At 71.7% G+C, this 23,094-nt stretch carries 12 protein-coding genes; 5 read left to right on the forward strand and 7 right to left on the reverse strand.

The genetic code is table 11. The annotated features are described in order from the left end of the window. Positions 1–19 precede the first annotated feature (19 nt). The 3 genes from AC1DWJ_RS07455 to AC1DWJ_RS07465 form a co-directional block, all read right to left on the reverse strand. Complete coding sequence (locus tag AC1DWJ_RS07455) at positions 20–949, reverse strand: pseudouridine-5'-phosphate glycosidase (protein ID WP_457254513.1); 930 nt, start codon at positions 947–949, stop codon at positions 20–22. Beyond that, positions 946–2,217 (reverse strand): PfkB family carbohydrate kinase, encoded by a 1,272-nt coding sequence (locus tag AC1DWJ_RS07460; protein WP_477620416.1) that lies wholly within the window; start codon positions 2,215–2,217, stop codon positions 946–948. Before AC1DWJ_RS07460 ends, AC1DWJ_RS07455 begins: the two co-directional genes overlap by 4 nt. 108 nt (positions 2,218–2,325) lie before the next feature. Continuing rightward, positions 2,326–2,643: a hypothetical protein gene (locus tag AC1DWJ_RS07465; RefSeq protein WP_457254515.1), complete on the reverse strand. Its 318-nt coding sequence runs from the start codon at positions 2,641–2,643 to the stop codon at positions 2,326–2,328. Positions 2,644–2,794: 151 nt separating this feature from the next. Here AC1DWJ_RS07465 and AC1DWJ_RS07470 point away from each other — a divergent pair, with 151 nt between their 5' ends. Together AC1DWJ_RS07470 and AC1DWJ_RS07475 are read left to right on the forward strand one after the other, a co-directional pair. Beyond that, on the forward strand, positions 2,795–6,979 hold the full coding sequence (locus AC1DWJ_RS07470; RefSeq protein WP_477620417.1) for an nSTAND1 domain-containing NTPase: 4,185 nt from the start codon (positions 2,795–2,797) through the stop codon (positions 6,977–6,979). A 134-nt stretch (positions 6,980–7,113) separates the two neighbouring features. Beyond that, entirely contained in the window at positions 7,114–11,310 is a 4,197-nt protein-coding gene (locus AC1DWJ_RS07475; RefSeq protein WP_477620418.1) for an nSTAND1 domain-containing NTPase, read from the forward strand. A 105-nt stretch (positions 11,311–11,415) separates the two neighbouring features. Here the strand turns inward: AC1DWJ_RS07475 and AC1DWJ_RS07480 are convergent, their stop codons facing one another. After that, a complete protein-coding gene (locus AC1DWJ_RS07480; protein ID WP_477620419.1) occupies positions 11,416–12,090 on the reverse strand; it encodes a hypothetical protein in 675 nt (224 codons plus the stop codon). Between the two features lie 151 nt (positions 12,091–12,241). On the opposite strand from AC1DWJ_RS07480, the gene AC1DWJ_RS07485 reads away from it, so the two are divergent. After that, positions 12,242–16,408 carry an nSTAND1 domain-containing NTPase gene (locus AC1DWJ_RS07485; protein ID WP_477620420.1) on the forward strand — a complete coding sequence of 1,389 codons (4,167 nt, stop codon included), beginning with the start codon at positions 12,242–12,244 and terminating at the stop codon, positions 16,406–16,408. Here AC1DWJ_RS07485 and AC1DWJ_RS07490 read toward each other — a convergent pair. The 3 genes from AC1DWJ_RS07490 to mfd form a co-directional block, all read right to left on the reverse strand. Beyond that, positions 16,366–17,388 (reverse strand): nucleoside triphosphate pyrophosphohydrolase, encoded by a 1,023-nt coding sequence (locus AC1DWJ_RS07490; protein ID WP_457254521.1) that lies wholly within the window; start codon positions 17,386–17,388, stop codon positions 16,366–16,368. The genes AC1DWJ_RS07485 and AC1DWJ_RS07490 overlap by 43 nt on opposite strands. A gap of 7 nt (positions 17,389–17,395) precedes the next feature. Continuing rightward, positions 17,396–17,923, reverse strand: a complete 528-nt coding sequence (locus AC1DWJ_RS07495) for a SurA N-terminal domain-containing protein (protein ID WP_477620421.1) — start codon at positions 17,921–17,923, stop codon at positions 17,396–17,398. 65 nt (positions 17,924–17,988) lie between these two features. Beyond that, positions 17,989–21,585 (reverse strand): transcription-repair coupling factor, encoded by a 3,597-nt coding sequence (mfd, locus tag AC1DWJ_RS07500; protein ID WP_477620422.1) that lies wholly within the window; start codon positions 21,583–21,585, stop codon positions 17,989–17,991. A 257-nt stretch (positions 21,586–21,842) separates the two neighbouring features. Between mfd and AC1DWJ_RS07505 the strand changes: the two genes are divergently transcribed. Both AC1DWJ_RS07505 and AC1DWJ_RS07510 read left to right on the forward strand, forming a co-directional pair. Continuing rightward, entirely contained in the window at positions 21,843–22,259 is a 417-nt protein-coding gene (locus tag AC1DWJ_RS07505; protein ID WP_457254525.1) for an FAD synthase family protein, read from the forward strand. Continuing rightward, on the forward strand, positions 22,259–23,059 hold the full coding sequence (locus tag AC1DWJ_RS07510) for a CDP-alcohol phosphatidyltransferase family protein (RefSeq protein WP_477620423.1): 801 nt from the start codon (positions 22,259–22,261) through the stop codon (positions 23,057–23,059). The genes AC1DWJ_RS07505 and AC1DWJ_RS07510 overlap by 1 nt, the downstream gene beginning before the upstream one ends. The last annotated feature ends 35 nt before the right edge of the window (positions 23,060–23,094 follow it).

The raw sequence follows: 23,094 nt of genomic DNA on the forward strand, positions 1-23,094 counted from the left end.
TGAAGCGCAACCTTTCCCCCTAAACCCGAGAAAGTGCCTGGTATGCCGTCGCGAGCGCGGCTCCCAGCCGGGCGTTGTGGCGCACCAGGGCGATGTTGGTCTCGAGGCTCGCACCCCCGGACAGCTCGACGATCCGGCCCAGCAGGAAGGGCGTGATGTCCTTGCCGTGGATGCCGCGCTCGGCGCACTCGGCGAGGGCCTGGTCGATGAGCACGCCGATCTCGGCGGCCGGGATCTCGTCCTCGACGGGCACCGGGTTGGTGACCGCGATGCCGCCGGACAGGCCCAGCGACCACTTCGCGCGCATCATCGCGGCGAGGTCGTCCGCACCGTCGACCCGCATCGGCGCCGGGTGGCCGCTCTCGCGCGAGTAGAAGGACGGGAACTCGTCGGAGCCGACGACCACGACGGGCACGCCCAGGGTCTCCAGCGACTCCAGGGTCAGGCCGATGTCGAGGATCGACTTCACGCCGGCGCTGATCACGGCCACGTCGGTCTGGCCCAGCTCGGTCAGGTCGGCCGAGATGTCGAAGCTCGTCTCGGCGCCGCGGTGCACCCCGCCGAGGCCGCCGGTCACGAACACCCTGATCCCGGCCAGGGCAGCCAGCCGCATGGTGCTGGCGACGGTCGTGGCGCCGTGCGCGCGACGGGCGATGACGTAGGGCAGGTCGCGGATGCTGACCTTGGCGACGTCGGGGTGGGTCGCGAGGGTCTCGAGCTCGTCGCGGGTGAGGCCGATCCGCGGCACCCCGTCGAGGACCGCGATCGTGGCCGGCACCGCACCGCCGGCACGGATGATCTGCTCGACCTCGAGCGCCATCTCGACGTTGCGGGGGTAGGGCATGCCGTGGCTGATGATCGTGCTCTCGAGCGCCACGACCGGGAGGCCTGCAGCGAGCGCCTCGGCCACCTCGGTCGTGAGCTGGAGCGAGGGGTGGGGGGTGGTCATGCGCTCTCCTTGGCCTGGCGGTTCTGGGTCTTGCTGGTCGGGGTCTTGCTGTTCGGGGTTCTGCTGGTCGGGGTCTTGCTGGTCGGGGTCTTGCTGCTCGGGGTCTTGCCACTCTGGGTCGTGTCACCCGGGCTCGGGTCACGCAGGGCCTTCCGGAGCTCCGCGTCGATGAGTCGGGGGGTCAGGTCGGGTCGGACCGTCTCGGGGCTGGCGACGGTGAGGGCGGCCGCCATCTGGCCGAACCGGGCTGCGTCGACGGCGCTGTCGCCGCGCATGAGGGCGTGGACGAACGCGGCGGTCATCGCGTCGCCGGCCCCGGTGACGTCGACCGCCGTGACGGGCGGGGCGGGCAGCGTGACCACAGTGGCCCGTCCGGTGTCACCGAGGCTGCTGAGCAGGCTCCCCTTGGTGCCACGGCGGACCCAGACGTTCTGGACCCCCACGTCGTGCAGCCGACGGGCCGCTCGGGCGATCGCCGCACGGGTCTGGGTCACCGGTTCGCCGACGATGGCCGACAGCTCGTCGAGGTTGGGGGTGAGGGCGAGCACGGGCCGCTGCGGGGAGAGCAGGTGGGCGAGGGGACGCGCCTTGGCGACGCTGACCGGGTCGAGCACCACCGGCACCTCGACCGCCGCGGCGAAGTCGAGCAGCCAGGCTGCCGGCGCCTCGGGGATGTTGCCGTCGAGGACGAGCAGGGTCGCGTGGCTGAGCAGGTCGCGCGAGGCCATCAGCTGGCGCACGGTCAGCCGGTCGGTCGCCCGCATGTTCGACACCGCCACCACCAGCTCGCCGCTGGAGTCCAGCACCGCGAGGTAGGTACCGGTCGGGTCGTCCGACGCGATCAGGTGGTCGACGACGACGCCGGCAGCGCGGGTCGCCGCCACGATCTCGTCGCCGAACGAGTCGCCACCGACCGGGGCCACGAGGTGGGTGGGGCTGCCGAGCCGGGCCAGGTTCTCCGCGATGTTGCGCCCCACGCCGCCGGGGGTGCTCATGGCCGCGCCGGGGTTGGACGTGCGCAGCTCGATCGGGTGGTTCGAGTGGGCCTTGATGTCCATGTTCGCGCCGCCCACCACGACGACGGAGTGCGCATCCGGGCGGACGATGTAGCCGCGACCGAGGATCGCGCCCTTCCGCGTGAGGTTGGACAGGTGCACCGACACCGCCGCCTTGGTCGACCCGAGCCGTTCCGCGATCGCTGCGGCATCCAGGAGGGGCTGGGCACGGAGCAGGTCGACGATGTCCCGCTCACGGTCGGTGAGGCTCATGCTTGGAACTCTAAGGGAACTTGGTATTCCAAACAAGAGCCCGATGCAACGCCGGGGGGTCCGACACCTGCTCGGTGCCGGGCCCCCGCGGGTCGGTGTACGGGGCGATCAGGCCGGGTGAGCCAGGTGGCCGTGGCTGCGGCGTGAGAACGCCGCCGCACCCGCACCGGCGAGGGCGATACCCGCGAGCAGGCCGGCGCCGAGCTGCAGCACCTCGACCCCGCTTCCGTCGATCGGGCCGGGCACGGTCCGCTGGCTGCCGCCCGTCGTCCCGCCCTCGTAGCAGTTGGTGGAGCAGTGCTGGTCCGCCCAGTCGCCGTTTCCCGGGACCTGCCGGGCGCTGGCCGGCCCGGCCATCGAGAGGGCGATGAGTCCGGTGGCTCCGAGGATGGAGGCCGACCGGCGGATGCTGGTGTGGTGCGACATGGTCCTGGTCCTTTGCTTGCGCTGGTGGTTGGTGCCGGACGGGGTGTCCACGACCTTTGTCGCACCGACCGGTACCGGGGCAGCGCCGGTCGGGTATCAGCCGGGTATCAGGACCGTTGACGGGGTACCGGCAGAGGGTCACATTCAAGGTGTGCGCATCGCCGTGCTCGGCCCCCTCGAAGTCGATGAGGGACGGATCCTCCTGGCGCCGCGGGACCAGGTCGTCCTCGAGGCGCTGGCCGCCCGCCCCGGTGAGACCGTGCGGGCCGAGGCCATCGCGGAAGCCCTCTGGGGTGAGCACCTTCCCCCGTCGTGGCCCAAGGTCGTCCAGGGGTGCGTCTCCCGGCTGCGCAAGGAGCTGGGGACCCCGGCGATCGTGACCTCCAGCGCGGGCTACCGGCTCGTGCTGCACCGCGACGACTTCGACCACCTCTGCTTCGAGGACCTGCTGCAGCGGGCCGGGGAGCTGCTCGCGACGGGTGAGCCGGAGCGGGCCCGGTACGCCAGCGGACAGGCGCTCGGTCTCTGGCGCGGCGACCCGCTGGAGCGGCTGACCGAGTGGGAGGCCGGGCGGATCGAGTCGGAACGGCTCGGTGAACGCCGGCGCGATGCGGAGGACCTGTATGCGGAGTCGACCATCCGCGCGGGGCGGCACCGCGACGTCCTCGGTGAGCTGCATCGCATGGTCGCCCAGCAGCCCACCCGCGAACGCCGGTGGGGGCTGCTGGCCCTCGCGCAGTACCAGGCGGGCCGTCAGGCGGAGGCCCTCGGGACGCTCCAGCGCGCCCGGGCCACCCTCGTCAACGAGTTCGGGCTCGACCCCGGGCCCCAGCTTGCCGAGCTCGAGGAGGCGATCCTGCGGCAGGACCCCACCCTCGTGACCCAGGGCACGCCCCCCGAGCAGGACGCCACCTGTCCCTACCTCGGACTGGTCGCCTACGACGTCGGTGACGCCCCGGCATACTTCGGCCGCGAGGCGGACGTCGTCGCCTGCCTGCAACGCCTCGACGAGGCCGGCGTCCTCGCGGTGGTGGGGCCGTCCGGGTGTGGCAAGTCGTCGCTGATCCGCGCCGGGGTGGCCGCGGCACTGGTCCGTGACGGTCACGCGGTGAAGATCGTGACGCCCGGGACCCACCCGGAGGAGGTGCTGGCCCTGGCGCCGGCCGGCGTTGGTGCGGTGTTCGTCATCGACCAGTGCGAGGAAGCCCTCGCGCTCCCGGAGACCTCACCGGAGCGGGAGGCGTTCTTCGCAGGACTGGGCGAGTTCGCCGCACGCGGTCGACTCGTCCTCTCGCTGCGCGCGGACCGCCTCGGCGAGCTCGCCGTCCACCCCGAGTTCGCCCACCTCGCCGAGAGGGGCCTCTACCTGTTGGGCGGCATGGGTCCGGCTGAGCTGCGCAGTGCCGTGCAGGGCCCGGCCGCCCAGGCTGGGCTGCGGCTCGAGCCGGGGCTGGTCGACCTCCTGGTGCGCGAGGTGGAGGGCTCGCCGGGGGCGTTGCCCATGCTGTCCCACGTTTTGCGGCAGACCTGGCGGCGCCGCGAGGGCGACACGCTGACGGTCAAGGGGTATGCCGCGACAGGAGGAGTGCGCGAAGCCGTCGCCCAGTCCGCCGAGCGGCTCTACCGCGAGCTGACCCCGAGCCAGCAGGGCATGCTCCGTGACCTCATGGTGCGGTTGGTCTCGTCGGACGACGCCGGGGAACCAGTGCGCACCCGGGTGCCCCGACGCGTCGTCACGGCGGACGACGAGCACACCGCGGTCGTCGAGGCCCTGGTCGGGGCCCGGCTGCTGAGCAGCGACGGCGACACGGTGGAGATCGCGCACGAGTCGCTGGCGGTCGCCTGGCCGCGGCTGCGCTCGTGGCTGGACGACGACGTGGACGGACTCCGGATCATGCGCCACCTCACCGTGGCCGCCGAGAGCTGGGACGAGCTGGGGCGACCCGACAGCGAGCTCTACCGCGGCGTGCGGCAGGCCAGGGCAGCGGAGTGGCGGCGCAGCCACGACCCTGAGCTCACGCCCCCGGAGCGTGCCTTCCTCGACACCTCGGCCGAGCTGGCCGAGACCGAACAGCGCGCCACCGAGGAGCAGGTCCACCGGGAACGGCGCTCCAACCAACGGCTCCGTGCCGGTCTCGCGGCAGTCGCCGTGCTGCTCGCCGTGTCGATCGTGGCCGGGGCGCTGGCCAAGACCGCTGCCGACCGGGCCGACCAGCAGGCGACCGTGGCCGCCGCACAGACCCTGGGCAACGACGCGCGCAGGCTCAGCGCAGAGGCACTTCGATCCACCGAGATCGACCGCTCACTGCTCCTCGCTAGCGCCAGCACTGCCCTGGACGACTCCGCCGACACCCGCTTCGCACTGGCGCAGGTGCTCGACCGGGCGCCTCAGCTGATCCGCGCCACCCGCAACCACGGCGGGTTCATCTCGCTGTCCCTTCACCCGGACGGCAGGACGATCGCCGCTGCCGAGCCCGTGGGAGGAGTCGCGATCTTCGACGCCACCACGCTTGCCGAGGTGGCCCGCAACGACGAGGTCACCACCCGGTCGGTCCGTTTCAGCCCGGACGGCACGCAGCTGGCTGCCAGCGCCAACCCGTGGGCGCCCACGGGCGAACGGCCCGTCCAAGCGATCCCCCTGCGACTGCTCGACCCACGGACCGCGAAGCTGTTGCCGACCCAGCTCGGCGGCATGCCGGCAGGGCGCGTGCTCCACGAGAGCTTCGCCTACAGCGCCAACGGGAAGTGGCTGACGGCCGGCTTCATCCACCCTCGGGAGGCGGACGGCAAGACCGTCTTCCGGGTGTGGGACACCGGGAACCTCAGACGGCCGGTCGCGGCGTTCTCCGTGCCCTACATCACGGGCAGCACGCCCGTGGTCAGTGGCGACGGCCGACGGGTCTTCATCACCTCGGGAGAGGGCGGTCACGTCTACGACAGCTCGACGGGTCGAGAGCTTTCCTCGCTCGCGGCCACGAACCCGGAAGGCTTCGTGGCGAGCCCTGACGGGTCGCGGCTGGGCCTCCGGGACGGCAACCAGATCAGGGTGCTGGACGCCGCAAGGCTGACGACGGTGGCCACCCTGAGCGAGGACGGGCAGATCGATCACCCGCTCGCGTTCGACCCTGAGGGCAAGCGAGTGGCGTACGTGGTCGACGGGACGACGGTGGTCCGCTCCGTCGTCCGGCCCGACCTCCCGGGGGCGCGCTACCCGACGGGTGACAAGACAGCAGCTGCGGGCCTGGCCTTCGGACGAGATGGGACGACGCTGTACGGCGGTCGCACGGATGGGCTCCTGCTCGCCTGGGACCTCAAGGGTGATCGCCGATACGTTCCGTCGTCCGCCTCGGTGGAGCACGAGCTCGCTGGCGACCCGCTCATCTCAGCCGCGTCGCCCGACGGTCGAACGGTCGCCTACTTCGAGCGCACCGAGCACGGGGACGTGCTGCAGTTCAGGGACGTGAAGGGCGGCACCCTCTCTCCGGCGACGCCCACGCGTCAGACGGAGGGATGGTATGTCGGGCTCGCCTGGCGACCGGACAGCCAAGCTGTGGCCTCGCTGCTCGACGACGAGTGGGTCAGGGTGTGGGCCCGCGACGGTGGCCGACTCCTCGAGGAGCATCGAGTCCCCGCTGATGGTGTCTTTGCGGCTGCCTTCACCGGCGACGGCTCTGGCCTCGTGATCGGCACGAGGAACGGCTGGGTGAGGACGTTCGGCATAGGAGGCCGGGCTTCCGGACCCGACATCCAGATCAGCTCACAGAAGCCAGCGGGCGCCGTGGCGGTGACCAGGGACGGCCGGCGCGCGGTCGCCATCGCCGGCGAGCAGGTCGTCCTCCTCGACCTCGAGTCAGGCAGGGAGCTGCGCAGAGCCGACCTCGGGTTCGTTGCCATAGGCCTCCGCTGGGCCCCCGACGGCCGCACGATCGCCGCCAGCGGTCTCGCCCCCTCTCAGGCCTACTTCGGAGCCACGGCGGTGCTCGACGCCACGACCCTCGTCGTAGCTGCTCCCGTGGTGGGACCTCAGGCTGGAGGTGACTTCCCGACCTACTCCCCTGACGGAACGGAGTTCATGACCGTCGGGGACGAGCAGGTGCGGGTGTACGACGGGCACAGCGGACTGGTGGGGTCGATGCGGTCCGAAGGGCTTGCCGCCGCGTCGTTCGAGGCGGACGGGTCGACCATCACGCTCGTGTCGTCCACGGGGGCCCTCTCGCACTGGGACTACCGCCCCGAGGCAGCCCGAAAGGCTGCCTGTCGGATCGCGGGGCGAGGGCTCAGCGACGACGAATGGAGCAAGTACCTCCCCAACCGGGCCCGCGTGAAGGTCTGCTGACAGCGGTAGCCCGCACGCGGCATACGCCTCCCTGACCTGGCTTTAGCCGTCTCGGTGACACCGTCGTGCGGCGCCGGTGTCAGTCCGGTGTCAGGGCTGTTGACGCCGTCTCGGGTGAGGATCACTGTCGAGGCATGCGCATCGCGCTGTTGGGAACGCTGCAGGTCAACGAGGGTCGGACGACTCTCGGCCCCCGCGACCGCATCATCCTGCAGGCCCTCGCCACCCGTCCCGGCACGGACCTGAGCGCGGAGGTTCTCGCCGAGACCCTGTGGGGCGACGACCTGCCCGAGACGTGGCAGAAGGTCGTCCAGGGCTGCATCGTGCGGCTCCGCAAGGCGCTCGGTGCCGAGGCGATCGAGACCTCACCGCACGGCTACCGCCTGGACCTGCACCAGGACGAGGTGGACCACCTCCACTTCGAGCACCTCCTGACCCGGGCTCGCTTGCTGTTGGCGAACGGCGAGCCCGAGCGGGCCCGCTACGTCACCGGGCAGGCCAGGGAGCTGTGGCGAGGCGAACCGCTCGTCGAGCTCGCGGACTGGGGCCCGGGACGGGTCGAGGCGGAGCGGCTCGTAGAGCTGTGGCGCGACGCGGACGACCTCCACGCCGAAGCTGGGCTGAGGTCCGGGCGCTACCAGGAGGTCCTCGGTGATGCCCTGCGGATGGTGGCCGAGCAGCCGACTCGCGAGCGCCGCTGGGGCCTGTTGGCTCTCGCGCAGTACCAGGCCGGACGGCAGGGTGACGCCCTCCAGACCCTGCACCGGGCCAAGCTGACACTCGTCCACGAGCTGGGCCTCGACCCCGGTCCCGAGCTGGCCGAGCTGGAGCAGGCGATCCTGCGCCAGGACCCCTCAGTGGCCGCGCGGACGGTCCTCCCGCCGACCAGTGTCGAGTGCCCCTACCTCGGGCTGGTGGCCTACGACATCGCCGACGCCCCGACCTTCTTCGGCCGGGACGAGGTGACCGCAGCCTGCCTGCACCGCCTCGACCGGGCCGGCGTGCTCGCGGTGGTGGGGCCGTCGGGATCCGGCAAGTCCTCCCTCGCGCGGGCGGGCATCGCGGCCGCCCTGGAGCGCGACGGCCGGGTCGTCCACGTGCTCACGCCGGGCAGCCGTCCCCTGAGCGCCCTGACTGGCGTGCCGACGCGCCGGGGCACGGTGCTCGTCGTCGACCAGTGCGAGGAGGCGCTGGCCGTCGACGAGGCCTCACCGGATCGGGCCGAGTTCTTCGCGACCCTGGTCGAGTTCGCCGAGCGGCACTCTCTGGTGGTCACCTTGCGTGCGGACCGGCTCGGCGAGCTGGCTCCGCACCCAGACTTCGCGCGGCTCGTCGAGGGCGGCCTCTACCTCCTTGGCCCGATGACCGAACCCGACCTGCGACGGGCCATCGAGGGCCCAGCCGCCCAAGCGGGCCTCCGGCTCGAGCCGGGCCTGGTCGACCTCCTCGTGCGCGAGGTGGCCGGGGAGCCCTCGGCCCTCCCGTTGCTGTCCCACGTGCTCCGCCAGACGTGGCGCCACCGGGAGGGCGGCACCCTCACGGTCGAGGGGTATGCCGCGACAGGTGGCGTTCGCGAGGCGGTCGCGCAGTCGGCCGAGGGGGTGTTCCGCACGCTGGATCCTGCGCGCCAGGCCATGCTCCGCGACCTGATGCTGAGGCTGGTCACGCCCGACGAGGGCGGCGACCCGGTGCGCACCCGGGTCCCGCGGCGGTCGGTCACCGGGGACGAGGAGCACCTCCAGCTGGTCGAGCAGCTGGTCGTGGCCCGGCTGCTGGCCAGCGACGGCGACACCGTCGAGATCGCGCACGAGTCGCTGGCGGTCGCGTGGCCGCGCCTGCGGTCGTGGCTGGACGAGGACGTCGACGGGTTGCGCACGCTGCGCCACCTCACCGTCGCGGCCGAGAGCTGGGACGAGCTCGGGCGCCCCGACAGCGAGCTCTACCGCGGCGTCCGCCAGGCGCGCGCGGCCGAGTGGCACCGGCGCACCAGCGCCACGCTGACAGACGCCGAACGCGACTTCTTGCACGAGTCAGCCCTGCTGGCCGACAAGGAACAGCGTGCGACCGAGGCGCAGGTGCGGCGAGAACAGCGGTTGAACCAGCGGCTCAGCCTCGGGTTGGCGGCCGTCGCGGCCCTGCTGGCCGTCGCGATCGTCGCTGGGGCCGTGGCGCTCTCCGCCCAGCATGCCGCGGATCGGCAGGCGAGGGTGGCCGACGCCCGACGCCTCGGTGCCGAGGCGCTGCGGTCCGGCGAGCTCGACCGCGCCCTGCTCCTGGCGGCCGCTGGGGTCACCCTGGACGACGCGGTGGAGACCCGCACCAACCTGCTGGCCACGCTCGACCGCGCACCGGCGCTCGCGGGCAGCGGTCGAAGCGCCGGTCGCATCCTGAGCCTGGCAGCGAACACGGCCACCGATCAGGTCGCGGTGATGGCCGGTGACGGCAAGGGGCTCGAGCTCTACGACGGACCCACGCTGCGCCGGATCCCCCTCCCGGAGAAGCTCGTCGGCGGGTCGGTCTACGCCCGACCCGACGGCCGCGGATATGCGGTGTCGATCGTGGCTGACCTCATCGCTGATGGGCTCGAGCCGCCGATCGTGCTGCTGGACAGTGCTGGCGCGAGGTCCTCGGTCCAGCTGGGCGGCCTCCCGGCCAGCTACCACTCCAAGGACGCTGCGCCATACCCCCACAACCGCTCGTACCTCGGGTACTCCCCCAACAGCCGCTGGTTCACCGCCTCCTTGATCCAGATCCAGGAGGAGGAGCCCACCGCCACCTTCGTCTGGGACCTTCAGTCGCCCGGCCGGCCAGTGGCGAGGCTCGAGCTCGGCAGCGAGGGAAGCGCCCCCACGATCAGTGCGGATGGCCACACGCTCTACTCGGCACAGTACGAAGGGGGCGGACACCTGCTCGTCACGGACGTCCCCAGTGGGAAGACGCGTCGCGCCCTCGCACCCACCGACCTCGGTGTCCGCCAGGTCGACGATGTGCTCGCGCTCAGCCCGGATGGCCGGACCCTGGCGGTGGGTGCCGGCATGGACGCCGTCCTGGTGGACACCGCATCGCTGACGCCCCGCGCCCGCCTCTCTGGTCAGGGCGAGACCACCTCGCTGGCCTTCTCGCCGGACGGCACCCACCTGGCAGCCGCCGGAGATCGCCTCGTGGTGTGGGACCTCAGCGCGAAGGAGCCGGTCGAGGTCTTCGCCCAGGAGGGCGCCGCCGATGACCCGGCGTTCAGCCGCGACGGCACGATGCTCTACACCGCGACCTTCCAGGGCCTGGTCCAGGCGTGGGACCTCGTCGGCGGACGGCGCTTCCTGCCGGCCGCCCCCGCTGGTGACCGCCTCGGCTGGGCCGAGCCGGTCACCAGGTTCTCGCCGGACCTGAAGCGGATCGGCTATGTCGCGGTCGCTCCCCAGTTCCGCGTGCGCGACGTCACCACGGGCGAGCTGGGCCCGATCGTGGCCCCTGACATGACCCAGGCGAACGTCGACGACCTCGCGTGGCATCCCGACGGCATCACGCTCAATGTCACCTCCGGCGCGCAGGACGTCCGGACGTGGGACAGCACCACAGGTCGACAGGTGGCGCAACGACGGCTGGCACCACCCGGCTCGGATGAAGGGGCTGACATCGCGTGGTTCAGCCTCGACGGGAAGTACCTCCTCGTCGGCACGACCAAGGGCCGGATCCACGTGCTCGACGCGCGCACTCTTGCCCCCACCCGGGCGCCGATCCAGGTGTACAAGACCACAGAAGGGGCGCCGAGTCCGCAGGAGATCAGCGCGTTCAGACCCAGTGGAGACCTGCGGACGCTGTGGATCAGTGATGCCATCGTCGACTACACGTCCGGGACGGTCCGTCCGATGCCAGACCTCGGCACGGAGGTCGACGCGATGTACCCCTCCCCCGACGGCAGGCGCGTGCTCGTCAACACCGGACCCACGGGCGCAGGGTTGCTCGACGCCCGCACCCTGAAGTGGATCTCCCGACCCAGCCCCGCCCAGACCGGGCTCGTCGGCGACAACACGAACTGGAGTGCGGACGGGTCCCTCGTCGCCAGCGCCAGCGACGGACACCTGAGCTACTGGGACGGCCGGACCGGAACCTACCTCGGCAGCGCGACCGTGGGCGTGGCTGGGGACCCGTCGTTCTCGGCGGACGGCAAGCGGCTCCTGTTCGCCGGGGCGGACGGCTCCGTCCGGAGCTGGGACCTCGACCCCCGGTCGTGGGTCGCGGCAGCCTGTCGGCTGGCCGGCCGCCCCCTGACCGAGCAGGAGTGGCACAACTACCTGCCAGACCGCCCGTTCGTGCCGGTCTGCGCCTCCTGACCTCGAATCGCTGCCGGGCCACAGCGTTCGGTCGGTGGGCCCCAAGAGGTGGGTGTGGCGAGGCCCCTCCCCCCACATCTGCCCCCCACCCACTCGACCTCGCCGTCAGGTGAGCGCAGCGCAGAGCGGCGCGATGGCCGCTGCGTCGCCATTGACGAAGTAGTCGTCGAACCGGTGCGGTCCGGCCTGGAACTCGATGGTCCCGTCGGCCTCGCGGATCACGGTGCGCCCGGCGTCGACGAAGATCGTGGAGCCCGCGTCGTTGACGACCCTCAGCCGAGTGGTCATTTCCTCGGTGCCGGTGGTGTTGTCGCCGGGCACGGCCAGGTCGTGCAGGATCCGGTCGGCCTGCGCGTAGGTCGCCGAGCGGTCACTGACCCTGTTGGTCATCGTGCCCGCCCACTCGTCGCGGAAGTGGCGCCGCAGCAGAAGGCCGTCCCCGTCGTAGAAGCGCTTTCCGACGACCGACCGGGTGTTGGTCTCGATCAGCTCCACCGGTCCGGCTGGGGTGTCACAGACGACACCGTTGGGTTCGTGGTCGAGCACGACCTCGGTGAAGTGCAGGTCGCAGGTGATGCCGACGCCGTTGTGGGTGCAGGTGGCGTTGAAGAAGTCCGGCGGCGCCGGGGTGAGGGTCGCCGGGTCGACGGGTGCAGGCGCTGCGCCGGCCTGACCAGCGGTGGCGGTGAGTGCGCCCATGGCCAGGACGAGCGACGCCGCGGCCAACGCGGCGGACCCGCGCGACGGCCGACGGAGGCGAGAGGCAGTGAAACGGTACATATCCGTGCCTTTCCGTAGATCCTGCTTCGAGGTGTGGCCTGGCGGCCTGAAGGTGTTGTGTCACAACGCGGTTCACTGGCAGCACCGCGTCGGTATCACGGGGGTATCGCACTGGTTGACGGCCCGGACCGCAGGCCTCACCGTCAATGACATGGGTATCGCCGTGCTGGGACCGCTGGAGGTCGACGGTGCTGCGGCGAGCCTCTGGCTCCGCGACCGGGTGGTCCTCCAGGCGCTCGCCCTGCGCCCCGGCACCCCGGTTCGACCAGAGGCCCTCGCCGAGGCCCTGTGGGGCGACTCACTCCCCGCCTCGTCGACCAAGATCGTCCAGGGTTGTGTGGTCCGGCTGCGCAAGTCGCTCGGCGCTGGTGCGATCGAGACCTCGCCCCAGGGGTACCGACTGACCTTGCACGTCGACCACCTCGACCACCTCCACTTCCAACGCCTCCTCGGGCGTGCCCGCGAGCTCCTCGCCCTCGGCGAACCCGACCGCGCGGCATACCTCTTGACCGAAGCCCTCTCCCTCTGGCGAGGGGAGCCGTTCGCAGAGCTCGCCGAATGGGCTCCCGCGCGCGCAGAGGCGGAGCGGCTGCTCGAGCTGCACCGGCAGGCCGAGGAACTGTCAGCCGAGGCGATGCTCCGCTCCGGACACGCCCGCGAGGCCGTGGCGCCCGCGGTCCGGCTGGTCAGCGAGGAGCCCTACCGGGAACGCCGCTGGGGACTGCTGGCCCTGGCGCAGTACCAGGCCGGCGCCCAGCAGGAGGCGTTGGAGACGCTCCACCGGGCGCGCAGCGTCCTGGGCAACGAGCTGGGCCTCGACCCGGGCCCGGAGCTGGCTCAGCTGGAGCAGGCCATTCTCCGCCAGGACCCTTCTCTCGCCGTGCAGACGGTACTCCCCCCGACCAGCGCCCAGTGCCCGTACCTCGGGCTGATCGCCTATGACCTAGCCGACTCCCCCACCTTCTTCGGCCGCGAGGCCGACATCGCCGCGTGCCTGCAGCGCTTGGACGAGAGCCGCGTCCTGGCCGTGGTCGGGCCCTCCGGGTGCGGCAAGTCATCGCTGGCCCGCGCCGGCGTCGCGGCCGCCCTCGAGCGCGATGGTCATCGAGTGCGGGTGCTGACACCGGGGGGCCGCCCGACCGACTCCCTGTCGGCCACGAACCCCCGCGCCAGCGACGTCCTCGTGGTCGACCAGTGCGAGGAGGCACTCTCGCTCGACCTTGAGTCGCCCGAACGCACCGAGTTCTTCGACCAGCTCGTCGCCTTCACCACGCACGGGCACGGGGTGCTCGTCGTCACCCTGCGCGCGGATCGTCTCGGCGAGCTGTCCACGCACCCGGAGTTCGCCAGACTCGTCGAGCGGGGCCTCCACCTGCTCGGCGCCATGACCGAGCCCGCCCTCCGGTTGGCCATCGAGGGGCCGGCCGCGCAGGCCGGGCTCCGGCTCGAGCCCGGTCTCGTCGACCTGCTCGTGCGCGAGGTCCAGGGCGAGCCTGCCGCCCTCCCCCTCCTGTCCCACGTCCTGCGCCAGACCTGGAGACGGCGCGAGGGGACCACCCTCACCGTCGCCGGTTACACGGCGACCGGAGGGATCCGCGAGGCGATCTCGCAGTCCGCCGAAGGACTCTTCCGCGATCTCACGACCGGTCAGCAGGGCGTCCTTCGCGACCTCATGGTGCGGCTCGTGGTCTCGGACGACCTCGGCGAGCCCGTGCGCCAACGGGTCCCGCGCCGCTCCGTCGCCACCGACGAAGACCACACCCTGCTGATCGAACGGCTTGTGGGCGCCCGCCTGCTCAGCACCGACGGCGACACCGTGGAGATCGCCCACGAAGCCCTGGCCATGGCGTGGCCCCGGCTGCGGTCCTGGCTGGACGACGACGTCGACGGGCTCCGCATCATGCGACACCTCTCGGTCGCCGCGACCAGCTGGGACGACCTGGGCCGCCCGGACAGCGAGCTCTACCGAGGCGCGCGGCAGGCGCGGGCCGTCGAGTGGCGCGAGCGTGCCACCGCGTCCCTCACACCCGCCGAGCAGGACTTCCTGACCGCGGGAGCCGCCCTGGCCGAGACCGAACAGCGCGCCACCGAGGAGCAGGTCCGCCGGGAACACCGCTCCAACCAGCGCCTGCGGGCCGGGCTGGCCGCCGTCGCCGTGCTGCTGGCTGTCGCGATCGTCGCGGGGGCCATGGCCAGGACGGCCGCCGACCGGGCCGACCGACAAGCCCTGGTCGCAGACGCCCGCCGTCTCGGCGCCGAGGCGCTGCGCGCCGATGACCTCGACCGCTCCCTGCTGCTCGCCGCCGCGGCGGTGACCCTGGACGACACGGTCGACACTCGGAACGCCCTCCTCGCCACCCTGGACAGGGGTCCGTCCCTCGTGGCCAGCGCTCGCAGCACCGGCCGCATCTTCAGTATGCGGGTGAACAGCGCCACGGGACAGGTCGCCACCGTGGCGGGCGACGACGTCGGGCTCGAGCTGCGCGACGGCCGGACGTTGGAGCAGGTGCGGGTCCCGAAGCCGATCAAGGGGATCGGGGTGGTGGTCAGCCCCGACGGGTCGCGCTACGCGGTCTCGACGTGGGCCGACCTCGTCGAGAGCGGCACCGAGCCGGCGGTCCAGCTGCTCGACCGGACGGGCGCGCGGTCCACGACGCAGCTCGGTGGGCTGCCAGCAGGCTTCCACGTGTTCGACACCATGGGCTTCAGCCCCAACGGTCGCTGGCTCGCGGTCGGCTTCCGGGACCTCCTCGGTGAGAAGCCCGGGGTCACCGCCGTGTGGGACCTGCGGGCACCGGGGAAGCCCTTGGCCGTCCTCGAGCTCGACGACGGAGGGACCCCCAACGTCAGCGACGACGGGCACACGCTCTTCACCACCAGCTCGGGAGGTGGGCGTCTGGTCGTGACCGCCCTCCCGGGCGGGACGACGCGACGCGTCCTGGAGGCCGCCGACCTCGGGGTCCGCCAGCTCGACGAATCCCTGGTGCTGAGCCCCGACGGGAGGCTGCTCGCGGTCGGCGCCGGGGTGGAGGCCGTGCTCGTCGACACCTCAACGCTGAAGCCGCGCACCTATCTCTCAGGCCAGGGCTGGACGAACGGACTGGCCTTCTCGCCTGACGGCACCAAGGTCGCGGCCTCCGGGGACCGTCTGACGGTGTGGGCGTTGGATGGGGACGAGGCACGCGAGATCCTTGCCGAGGACAGCCCTGCCGCCAACCCGGCCTTCAGCCTTGACGGTCGGACGATCTACACCGCGACGCTCGCAGGGCTGGTGCAGGCGTGGGACCTCGACGGCTCCCGACGGTTCCTCGCCTCCCGGGTGGGCGCGCCCACCGGGTTCGGACAGCCCGCGGTGCGCGTCTCGCCCCGCCTCGACAAGGTTGCCTACGTCGAAGGAGGACCGCAGCTGCGCATCCGTGACGTCGCCACGGGCCGCCTGGGACCGCTGCTCGAGCTTCGCATGCAGCAGCGGAACTACATCGACCTGGCCTGGCACCCCGATGACACGACCCTGAACGTCACGACCGGCGACCCGGTGGTGCGCACCTGGGACGTGACCACCGGTCGTGTGCTCGCGGAGCATCGGCTGGGCCCCCTTGACTCGAGCGAAGGGGCCGCGATCGCGTTCTTCACCCTCGACGGGAAGTACCTGCTCGTCGGCAGCACGACGGGCAGGCTGCACGTTCTGGACGCGCGCACGCTCCTGCCGGCTCGCGCGCCCATCCAGGTGCAGCCGAGCAAGGAGGGGCAGACCGAGGCGCCTCCCCTGGATGGCATCGTCCCGAGCGGTGACCTGCACACGGCCTACGCGGGTCACTCCATCGTCGACTACCTGTCGGGCGACGTGCGGCCGATGCCCGACCTCGGGGCGCTGGTGAAGCAGCTTCAGGTGTCGCCCGACGGCACGCGGCTCCTGGTCGACCTCGGCGACCGAGGGGTCGGGCTCCTGAGCGCCCCGTCGATGACGTGGCTGTCCGAGCCCAGCCCCACCCAGGTGGGCCTGATGGGCTACTACACCCGGTTCAGCGACGACGGCCGGCTGGTCGCGAGCGTCAACGAGGGCAAGCTGAGCCAGTGGGACGGCATCACCGGCGCCTACCTCGGCTCCACCACGGTCGATGATGATGGCGCACCCGCCTTCACCAACGACAACAGCCGGATCCTCTTCGCCGGTGCCGGCGGGTCGCTGTTGACGTGGACCCTTGACCCGCGGTCCTGGCTGGCCACCGCTTGTCGGCTGGCGGGCCGCTCCTTGACCGAGCAGGAGTGGCGCAACTACGTGCCGGACCGCCCGTTCGTGCCGGTCTGCTCGTCCTGAGCAGTCGCGTCGAGCCTGGCCAGGGCCACGCGCACCAGGGCTTCCGCAGACTCCCCGCGCTCGCGCGCCCGTGCCGCCAGCGCCACGATGGCCATGCCCAGGTCGTCGTCCCCCTCGCCCACCGTCGCGAGGTCGCCACCGGTCCGGTCGAAGCGGGCCAGCACCTTCTCGGCGGCGAGCAGGCTTGGCAACGACCTCGGTATGCCGTGCATCAGCCCCGGGTGACCGTCCTCGCCCCCGCCGTGCGGAGCCTTGGCGGCGCGCTCGGCTGCCTTGATCTGCTCCCAGGCGCGCTCCACCTCGGCGGGGGTGGAGGCGTCGCCGTCGGCGAAGACGTGCGGGTGCCGGCGGACCAGCTTCTCGATGATGGCGCCGGCCACGTCGTCCACGTCGAACGGCGCGGTGGCGTGCTCCTGGGCGACGCGGGCCTGGAAGACCACCTGGAGCAGCACGTCGCCGAGCTCCTCGCGGATGTGGTCGCGGTCGCCGGACTCGATCGCCTCGGCCGCCTCGTGACTCTCCTCGATGAGGTACTTCACCAGCGTCTCGTGGGTCTGCTCGGCATCCCAGGGGCACCCACCCGGCGAACGCAGACGGTCCATCACCGCCACCAGGTCGAGCAGCCGCGACCCGGGGACGTCCCAGGAGGCGACGAGGACCTCGACCTCCGGCGGCGAGCCGAGGCGCGACACCTCTGACGCGATGGCGTCGGTGAGGCCGGGGTCACCGTCGGCCGAGGAGACCCACACGACGTCTCCCTCGGCCGCCCGGTCCATCAGCGTCCGCGCCAGGGACGGCGGGGTGAGCTCGCCGAGGTGACCCACCGGCACACCTGACTCGGAGACGGCGTCGGCGAGCGGTTCCGAGTCGTCGCGGGCCAGCACCGCGTCTGCGGCGCCCAAGGTCTCCCAGGCGGTGCGGGTGAACAGCCCGGGCGCGATGCGAGGGCTGCCGACCAGCAGGGTCAGCCGACCCGTCACCGGTCGCTCAGCCCGCGGGGGTGGTCGGAGCGGGCTCGGCAGGCGCGGGTTCGGCCTTGATCCAGTTGGGCTGGCTGGCGTCGAACCGGACGTTCTTGGCGTCGAAGGTGCCGTAGCGCGGGTTCATGGTGACCTTGGCCTTCTTGGCGAGGTCCACGACGTGCCCCTGCTCGATGGTGGTGAGCTGCTGCGAGGCCAGGCTCGACTTGACCAGCTCGAGGGTCGCGGCGCTCGGGTCCTCGATCTCGGTGATGGCGGCCTTGGCAGCGCTGTCGGACAGCCCCTTGCCGGACTCGTCGGCGATCTGGTTGATGAAGCCGGCCATCACGAGGCTCGACAGCGCGTTGGCCGTGTTGAGCGACGAGTCGGGGTAGGCCTTCGTGATCTGGCTGGTGGCCTCCTGGACCTCCTGCTCGGTGATCCGGTGGCCGTTGACGACGGCAGCGGTATCGGCAGTGGCGCAGCCGGACACGGCCAGGACGCCGGCGACGGCGACCGCCACGACGGCCCCACGCAGGACGCTGAATGCCTTCACGGGATGGCCCTTCGTCATGTACTGCCCTCTCACCTTGCTCAGTTTCACCATCTGCGGCGCCACGCTCATCGAGCCGAGTCCGCACCCTGGCGGGTGCCCACCCGGGCGGCGTCGGCGACGCTGCCCAGCAGGACGGACCGGATGAGGTCGCTGGCCCACTGCAAGACTGCCGTGTCACGCAGCGGTTGGCCACCCACCCGAGCCGTCATCGGCTTCGGCACCAGAATGGTATGCAGCGCGTCCTTGACGAGCGACTTCGGGTAGAGCCGCTGCAGCCTGAGCTGCGCCGACTCGGGGAGGTCCACCGGCCCGAACCGCACATAGTTGCCCTGCACGGAGATGTCGGCCACCGACGCCTGGCGGGCCACCGTGCGCAACCGCGCGACCTCCATGAGGTTGCGCACCGGCTCGGGGAGCGGACCGTAACGGTCGACCAGCTCGGCCTCGATCTCGGCCAGGGCCGGCTCGTCGACCACGCTGGCGAGCTTCTTGTAGGCCTCCAGCCGCAGCCGCTCCCCCGGCACGTACTCGTGCGGGAGGTGGGCGTCGACCGGCAGCTCGATCTTGATCTCTCCCGGAGCGGTCTCGCCGTCACCGCGGAAGTCGGCCACGGCCTCCCCCACCAGTCGCACGTAGAGGTCGAAGCCGACGCCGGCGATGTGGCCGGACTGCTCGCCGCCCAGCAGGTTGCCGGCCCCGCGGATCTCGAGGTCCTTCATGGCGATCTGGATGCCCGCACCGAGGTCGGTGTGGCTGGCCATCGTCTGGAGCCGGTCGTGCGCCGTCTCGGTCATCGGCTTCTCGGGTGGGTAGAGGAAGTAGCAGTAGGCCCGCTCTCGCCCACGCCCCACCCGACCACGAAGCTGGTGGAGCTGGGAGAGACCGAGCACGTCGGAGCGCTCGACGATCAGCGTGTTGGCGTTGGAGATGTCGAGACCGGTCTCGACGATCGTCGTGCAGACGAGGACGTCGAACTTCTTGTCCCAGAAGTCGACGACGACCTGCTCGAGTTTGTGCTCGCCCATCTTGCCGTGGGCGGTTGCCACCCGGGCCTCCGGCACGAGCTCACGGATCCGGCTGGCGGCGCGCTCGATGCTCGACACCTTGTTGTGGACCAGGAAGACCTGGCCCTCGCGGAGCAGCTCGCGCCGGATGGCGGCCACGATCTGCTTCTCGTCGTAGGCGCCGACGTAGGTCAGCACGGGGTGCCGCTCCTCGGGAGGCGTTGCGAGAGTGGACATCTCACGGATGCCGGTCACGGCCATCTCGAGGGTGCGCGGGATCGGCGTGGCCGACATCGCGAGCACGTCGACGGCCGTGCGAAGGGTCTTGAGCTGCTCCTTGTGCTCGACACCGAAGCGCTGCTCCTCGTCGATGACGACCAGCCCGAGGTCCTTGTAGCGGATCGAGCCACCCAGGAGCCGGTGCGTGCCGATGACGAGGTCGACGCTGCCGTTGGCCAGCCCCTCGATGGTCTCGCGCGCCTCCTTGTCGCTCTGGAACCTCGACAGCGCCCGAACGGTCACCGGGAACTGCTGGTAGCGCTCGGTGAAGGTCTGCAGGTGCTGCTGCACGAGCAGCGTGGTCGGCACCAGGATGGCGACCTGCTTGCCGTCCTGGATCGCCTTGAAGGCAGCCCGAACCGCGATCTCGGTCTTGCCGTAGCCGACGTCTCCACAGATGAGGCGGTCCATGGGGACGGTGCGCTCCATGTCGGCCTTGACCTCGTCGATGGAGCTGAGCTGGTCGGGGGTCTCGACGTAGGAGAAGGCGTCCTCGAGCTCACGCTGCCACGGGGTGTCCGGCGCGAAGGCGTGACCGGCCGTCGCCATCCGGGCCGAGTAGAGCTGGATCAGCTCGGCCGCGATCTGCTTGACGTACTTGCGCGCCCGGCCCTTGGTCTTGGCCCAGTCGCTGCCGCCCATCTTGTTGAGGGCCGGCATCTCGCCCCCGACGTAGCGGGTGACCTGGTCGAGCTGGTCGGTCGGCACGAACAGCCGGTCGCCCGGTTGCCCCCGCTTGCCCGGCGCGTACTCGATCACGAGGTACTCGCGCGTCGCACCGCCGACCGTGCGCTGCACCATCTCGACGAACTTGCCCACGCCGTGCTGCTCGTGGACGACGAAGTCGCCGGGCTTGAGCTGGAGCGGGTCGACCTGGTTGCGCCGCCGCGAGGGCATCTTGCGCATGTCCTTGGTCGAGCCACCCTGACCCGGCGTCCCGGTCAGGTCGGTCTCGGTGATGAGTGCGAACTTGCTTGCCGGAGCGAGGAACCCGCTGCCGACCGTGCCGGTGGTCAGGTGCACGACGCCCTCGGTGAGGTCCGTGAGATCGGAGTCCAGCCGCGCTGCCACGGACTCCCCCGCGAGCACCTCGGCCACGCGCCGGGCCAGTCCCGGTCCCTCGGTGACGACGACGACCCGCCACCCGTCGGCCACCCAGCCCTGCAGGTCGCCGACCGCCTCGGGGGTGCTGCCGCGGTAGCGCGGCGCCTCCTCCAGACCGGTGTTGACCACGACCGCGTCGCCGTCGGCGAGCTCCTCGTCGGCGACGAACGGGCCGAGGTCCCACCACGGCATACCCGACTGCGCGGCGTGGGCGCGCAGGTCGGCGAGGCTCCAGAACGAGGCGGTGCCGAGGATGCCCTGGAGGTCGATCGGCACGCTGTTGCCGACCGCTGCGTTGGCCCAGCCGGCCTCCAGGAACTCCTGGCTCGTGGCGACGAGGTCGTGGGCGCGGGTGCGGACGCGCTCGGGGTCGCACAGCACGACCGCGGTGCCGTCTCGCAGGGTGTCGAGCACGCTCTCCATGCCGTCGACGAGGGCGGGCGCCAGCGACTCCATCCCCTCGACGGCGATCCCCTCGGCCAGCTTCGAGAGCAGGTCGACCGCGCCCGGGAGCTGGTCGACGAGGGCGGCTGCGCGGGAGCGCACCGACTCGGTCAGCAGGATCTCCCGGCAGGGCGGGGCCCAGAGGCCGTGCTCCGCGACCTCGAGGCTGCGCTGGTCGGCGACCTTGAACCAGCGGATCTCCTCGACCGTGTCGCCCCAGAACTCCACGCGCACCGGGTGGTCCTCGGTGGGCGGGAAGACGTCGAGGATGCCGCCGCGCACGGCGAACTCACCACGCCGCTCGACCAGGTCCGTGCGGGAGTATGCCGCGGCCGCGAGGTCCTCGACGACCTGCTCCAGGGGCGCCTCGTCCCCGGCCTTCAGGGCGACCGGCGCGAGGTCACCGAGGCCCTGGGACACCGGCTGCAGCACGGCCCGCACCGGGGCCACCACGACGTCGAGCGGGCCGTAGGTGGGGTCGGCGGGGTCGGGGTGCTTGAGGCGCCGCAGCACCGCGAGGCGCTTGCCGACGGTGTCGCTGCGGGGGCTCAGCCGCTCGTGCGGGAGCGTCTCCCACGCGGGGAAGTCGGCCACCCGGTCGGCGTCGAGGTAGCAGCCGAGGGCGGCGACGAGGTCCTCGGCCTCGCGGGTGGTCGCGGTCACCGCGAGGATCGGCCGACCACTGTCACGGGCCAGGGCGGCGACCAGGGCCGGTCGGGCGCCGGCCGGCACGGTGAGATCGGCGGCCGGTTCGCCGGCCCGCGCCACCACGAGGGCCCGCGCGACGGCGGGATCGGTGCCCAGCAGGTCGAGCAGCGGGGCGAGGGTCATGAAGGGGCTCCTGGGACAGACCGGGTGTAGACAGCACAAACGCCCCACAGCAAACGGCTGGTGGGGTGGGGGTCCACCCTAACCCCGCAGACGGGGTGACCCGTCGTCAGTCGTTTGCATGAGTCGCCCGGCGCGGCCGTCCAACAAACTTGGGTGAACTGCATACGACGACGTAAGAAACGGCTGTAGGGGGACCAGGAATGAGTGAGCTCGTGAGGCCGGGCGGAGGGGCGCCGTGGCCTGGAGGAGGTGAGGCAATGGTTCGGGGCTACGTTCCCGGGGTCTTCGACCTCTTCCACATCGGTCACCTCAACATCCTGCGCAGCGCCCGCGAGCAGTGCGACTGGCTGATTGCCGGGGTGGTCACCGACGAGAACGCCTACCGCGCCAAGTCCAAGATGCCGGTGATCCCCCTCGCCGAGCGGGTGTCCATCTTGGAGCACATCACCCTCGTCGACGAGGTCATCATCGAGCACCAGCCGAGCAAGCTCGACGTGTGGCACGACCACCCCTTCGACGTCATCTTCAAGGGCGACGACTGGCGGGGGACCCCCAAGGGCGAGCGGCTCGAGCGGGACCTCGGCACCGTGGGGGTCGAGGTCGCGTACTTCCCCTACACGATGCACACGTCCAGCACGCTGCTGCGTGCTGCCCTGGAGCAGTTCGCGTCCTGATGTCCGACGAGACCCTCAGCCCGCCGGTCCGCCGCATGGCCCAGGCCCGGGCCCTGTCCGCCGGTGCCGGGAAGTCCAACCGCGGGGCGCCCGGCTACTCGCGGTGGATCAACCGACCCGCCGGCCGCCAGCTGGCCATCCTGGCCTTCCGCATCGGGCTGTCGCCCAACCAGGTCACCCTGCTGTCCGGCTTCACCAGCCTGGTCGGCATCGTGGTGCTGGCGCTCGCGCCGGCCACCGTCCCGATCGGCTTCCTGGTCGCCTTCCTCCTGGCCCTCGCCTACGCGCTCGACTCGGCCGACGGCCAGGTCGCGCGCATGCGGGGTGGGGGCAGTCGCACCGGTGAGTGGCTCGACCACGTGATCGACTGCCTCAAGATCGCCGCGCTGCACGCCGCCGTCCTGATCGCCTGGTACCGCTCCTACGACGTGCCCGACGCGCTGCTGCTCGTCCCGATCGTCTTCGGGATCCAGGCCTCCACCTACTTCTTCTCCAAGATCCTCACCGACCAGCTCCGCGCCTCCGCCGCTGTCTCGGCTGCTGCTGCCTCCCCGCTCGCTGCCGAGGCACCGGTCGAGCCCACGACACCGCCCGCCGTCAGCGTCGACGACGGGCGGCCCCCGGTGCTCGCCTCGCTGCTCGTCCTACCCCTCGACTACGGCCTGCTGTGCGTGACGTTCGTCCTGCTCGGCTTCCACCAGGCCTTCATCTGGGCCTACTGCGCGCTCGCCCTGATGGGCGTGGTCCTGCTCGTCGCGGCCTTCGGGAAGTGGTACCGCGACCTGTCCCGCGTGGCCTGAGCGGGCCGATCGCGGTGGCACGACTGGTATGCCGG

The organism is Pedococcus sp. P2_D7, from assembly GCF_056404295.1.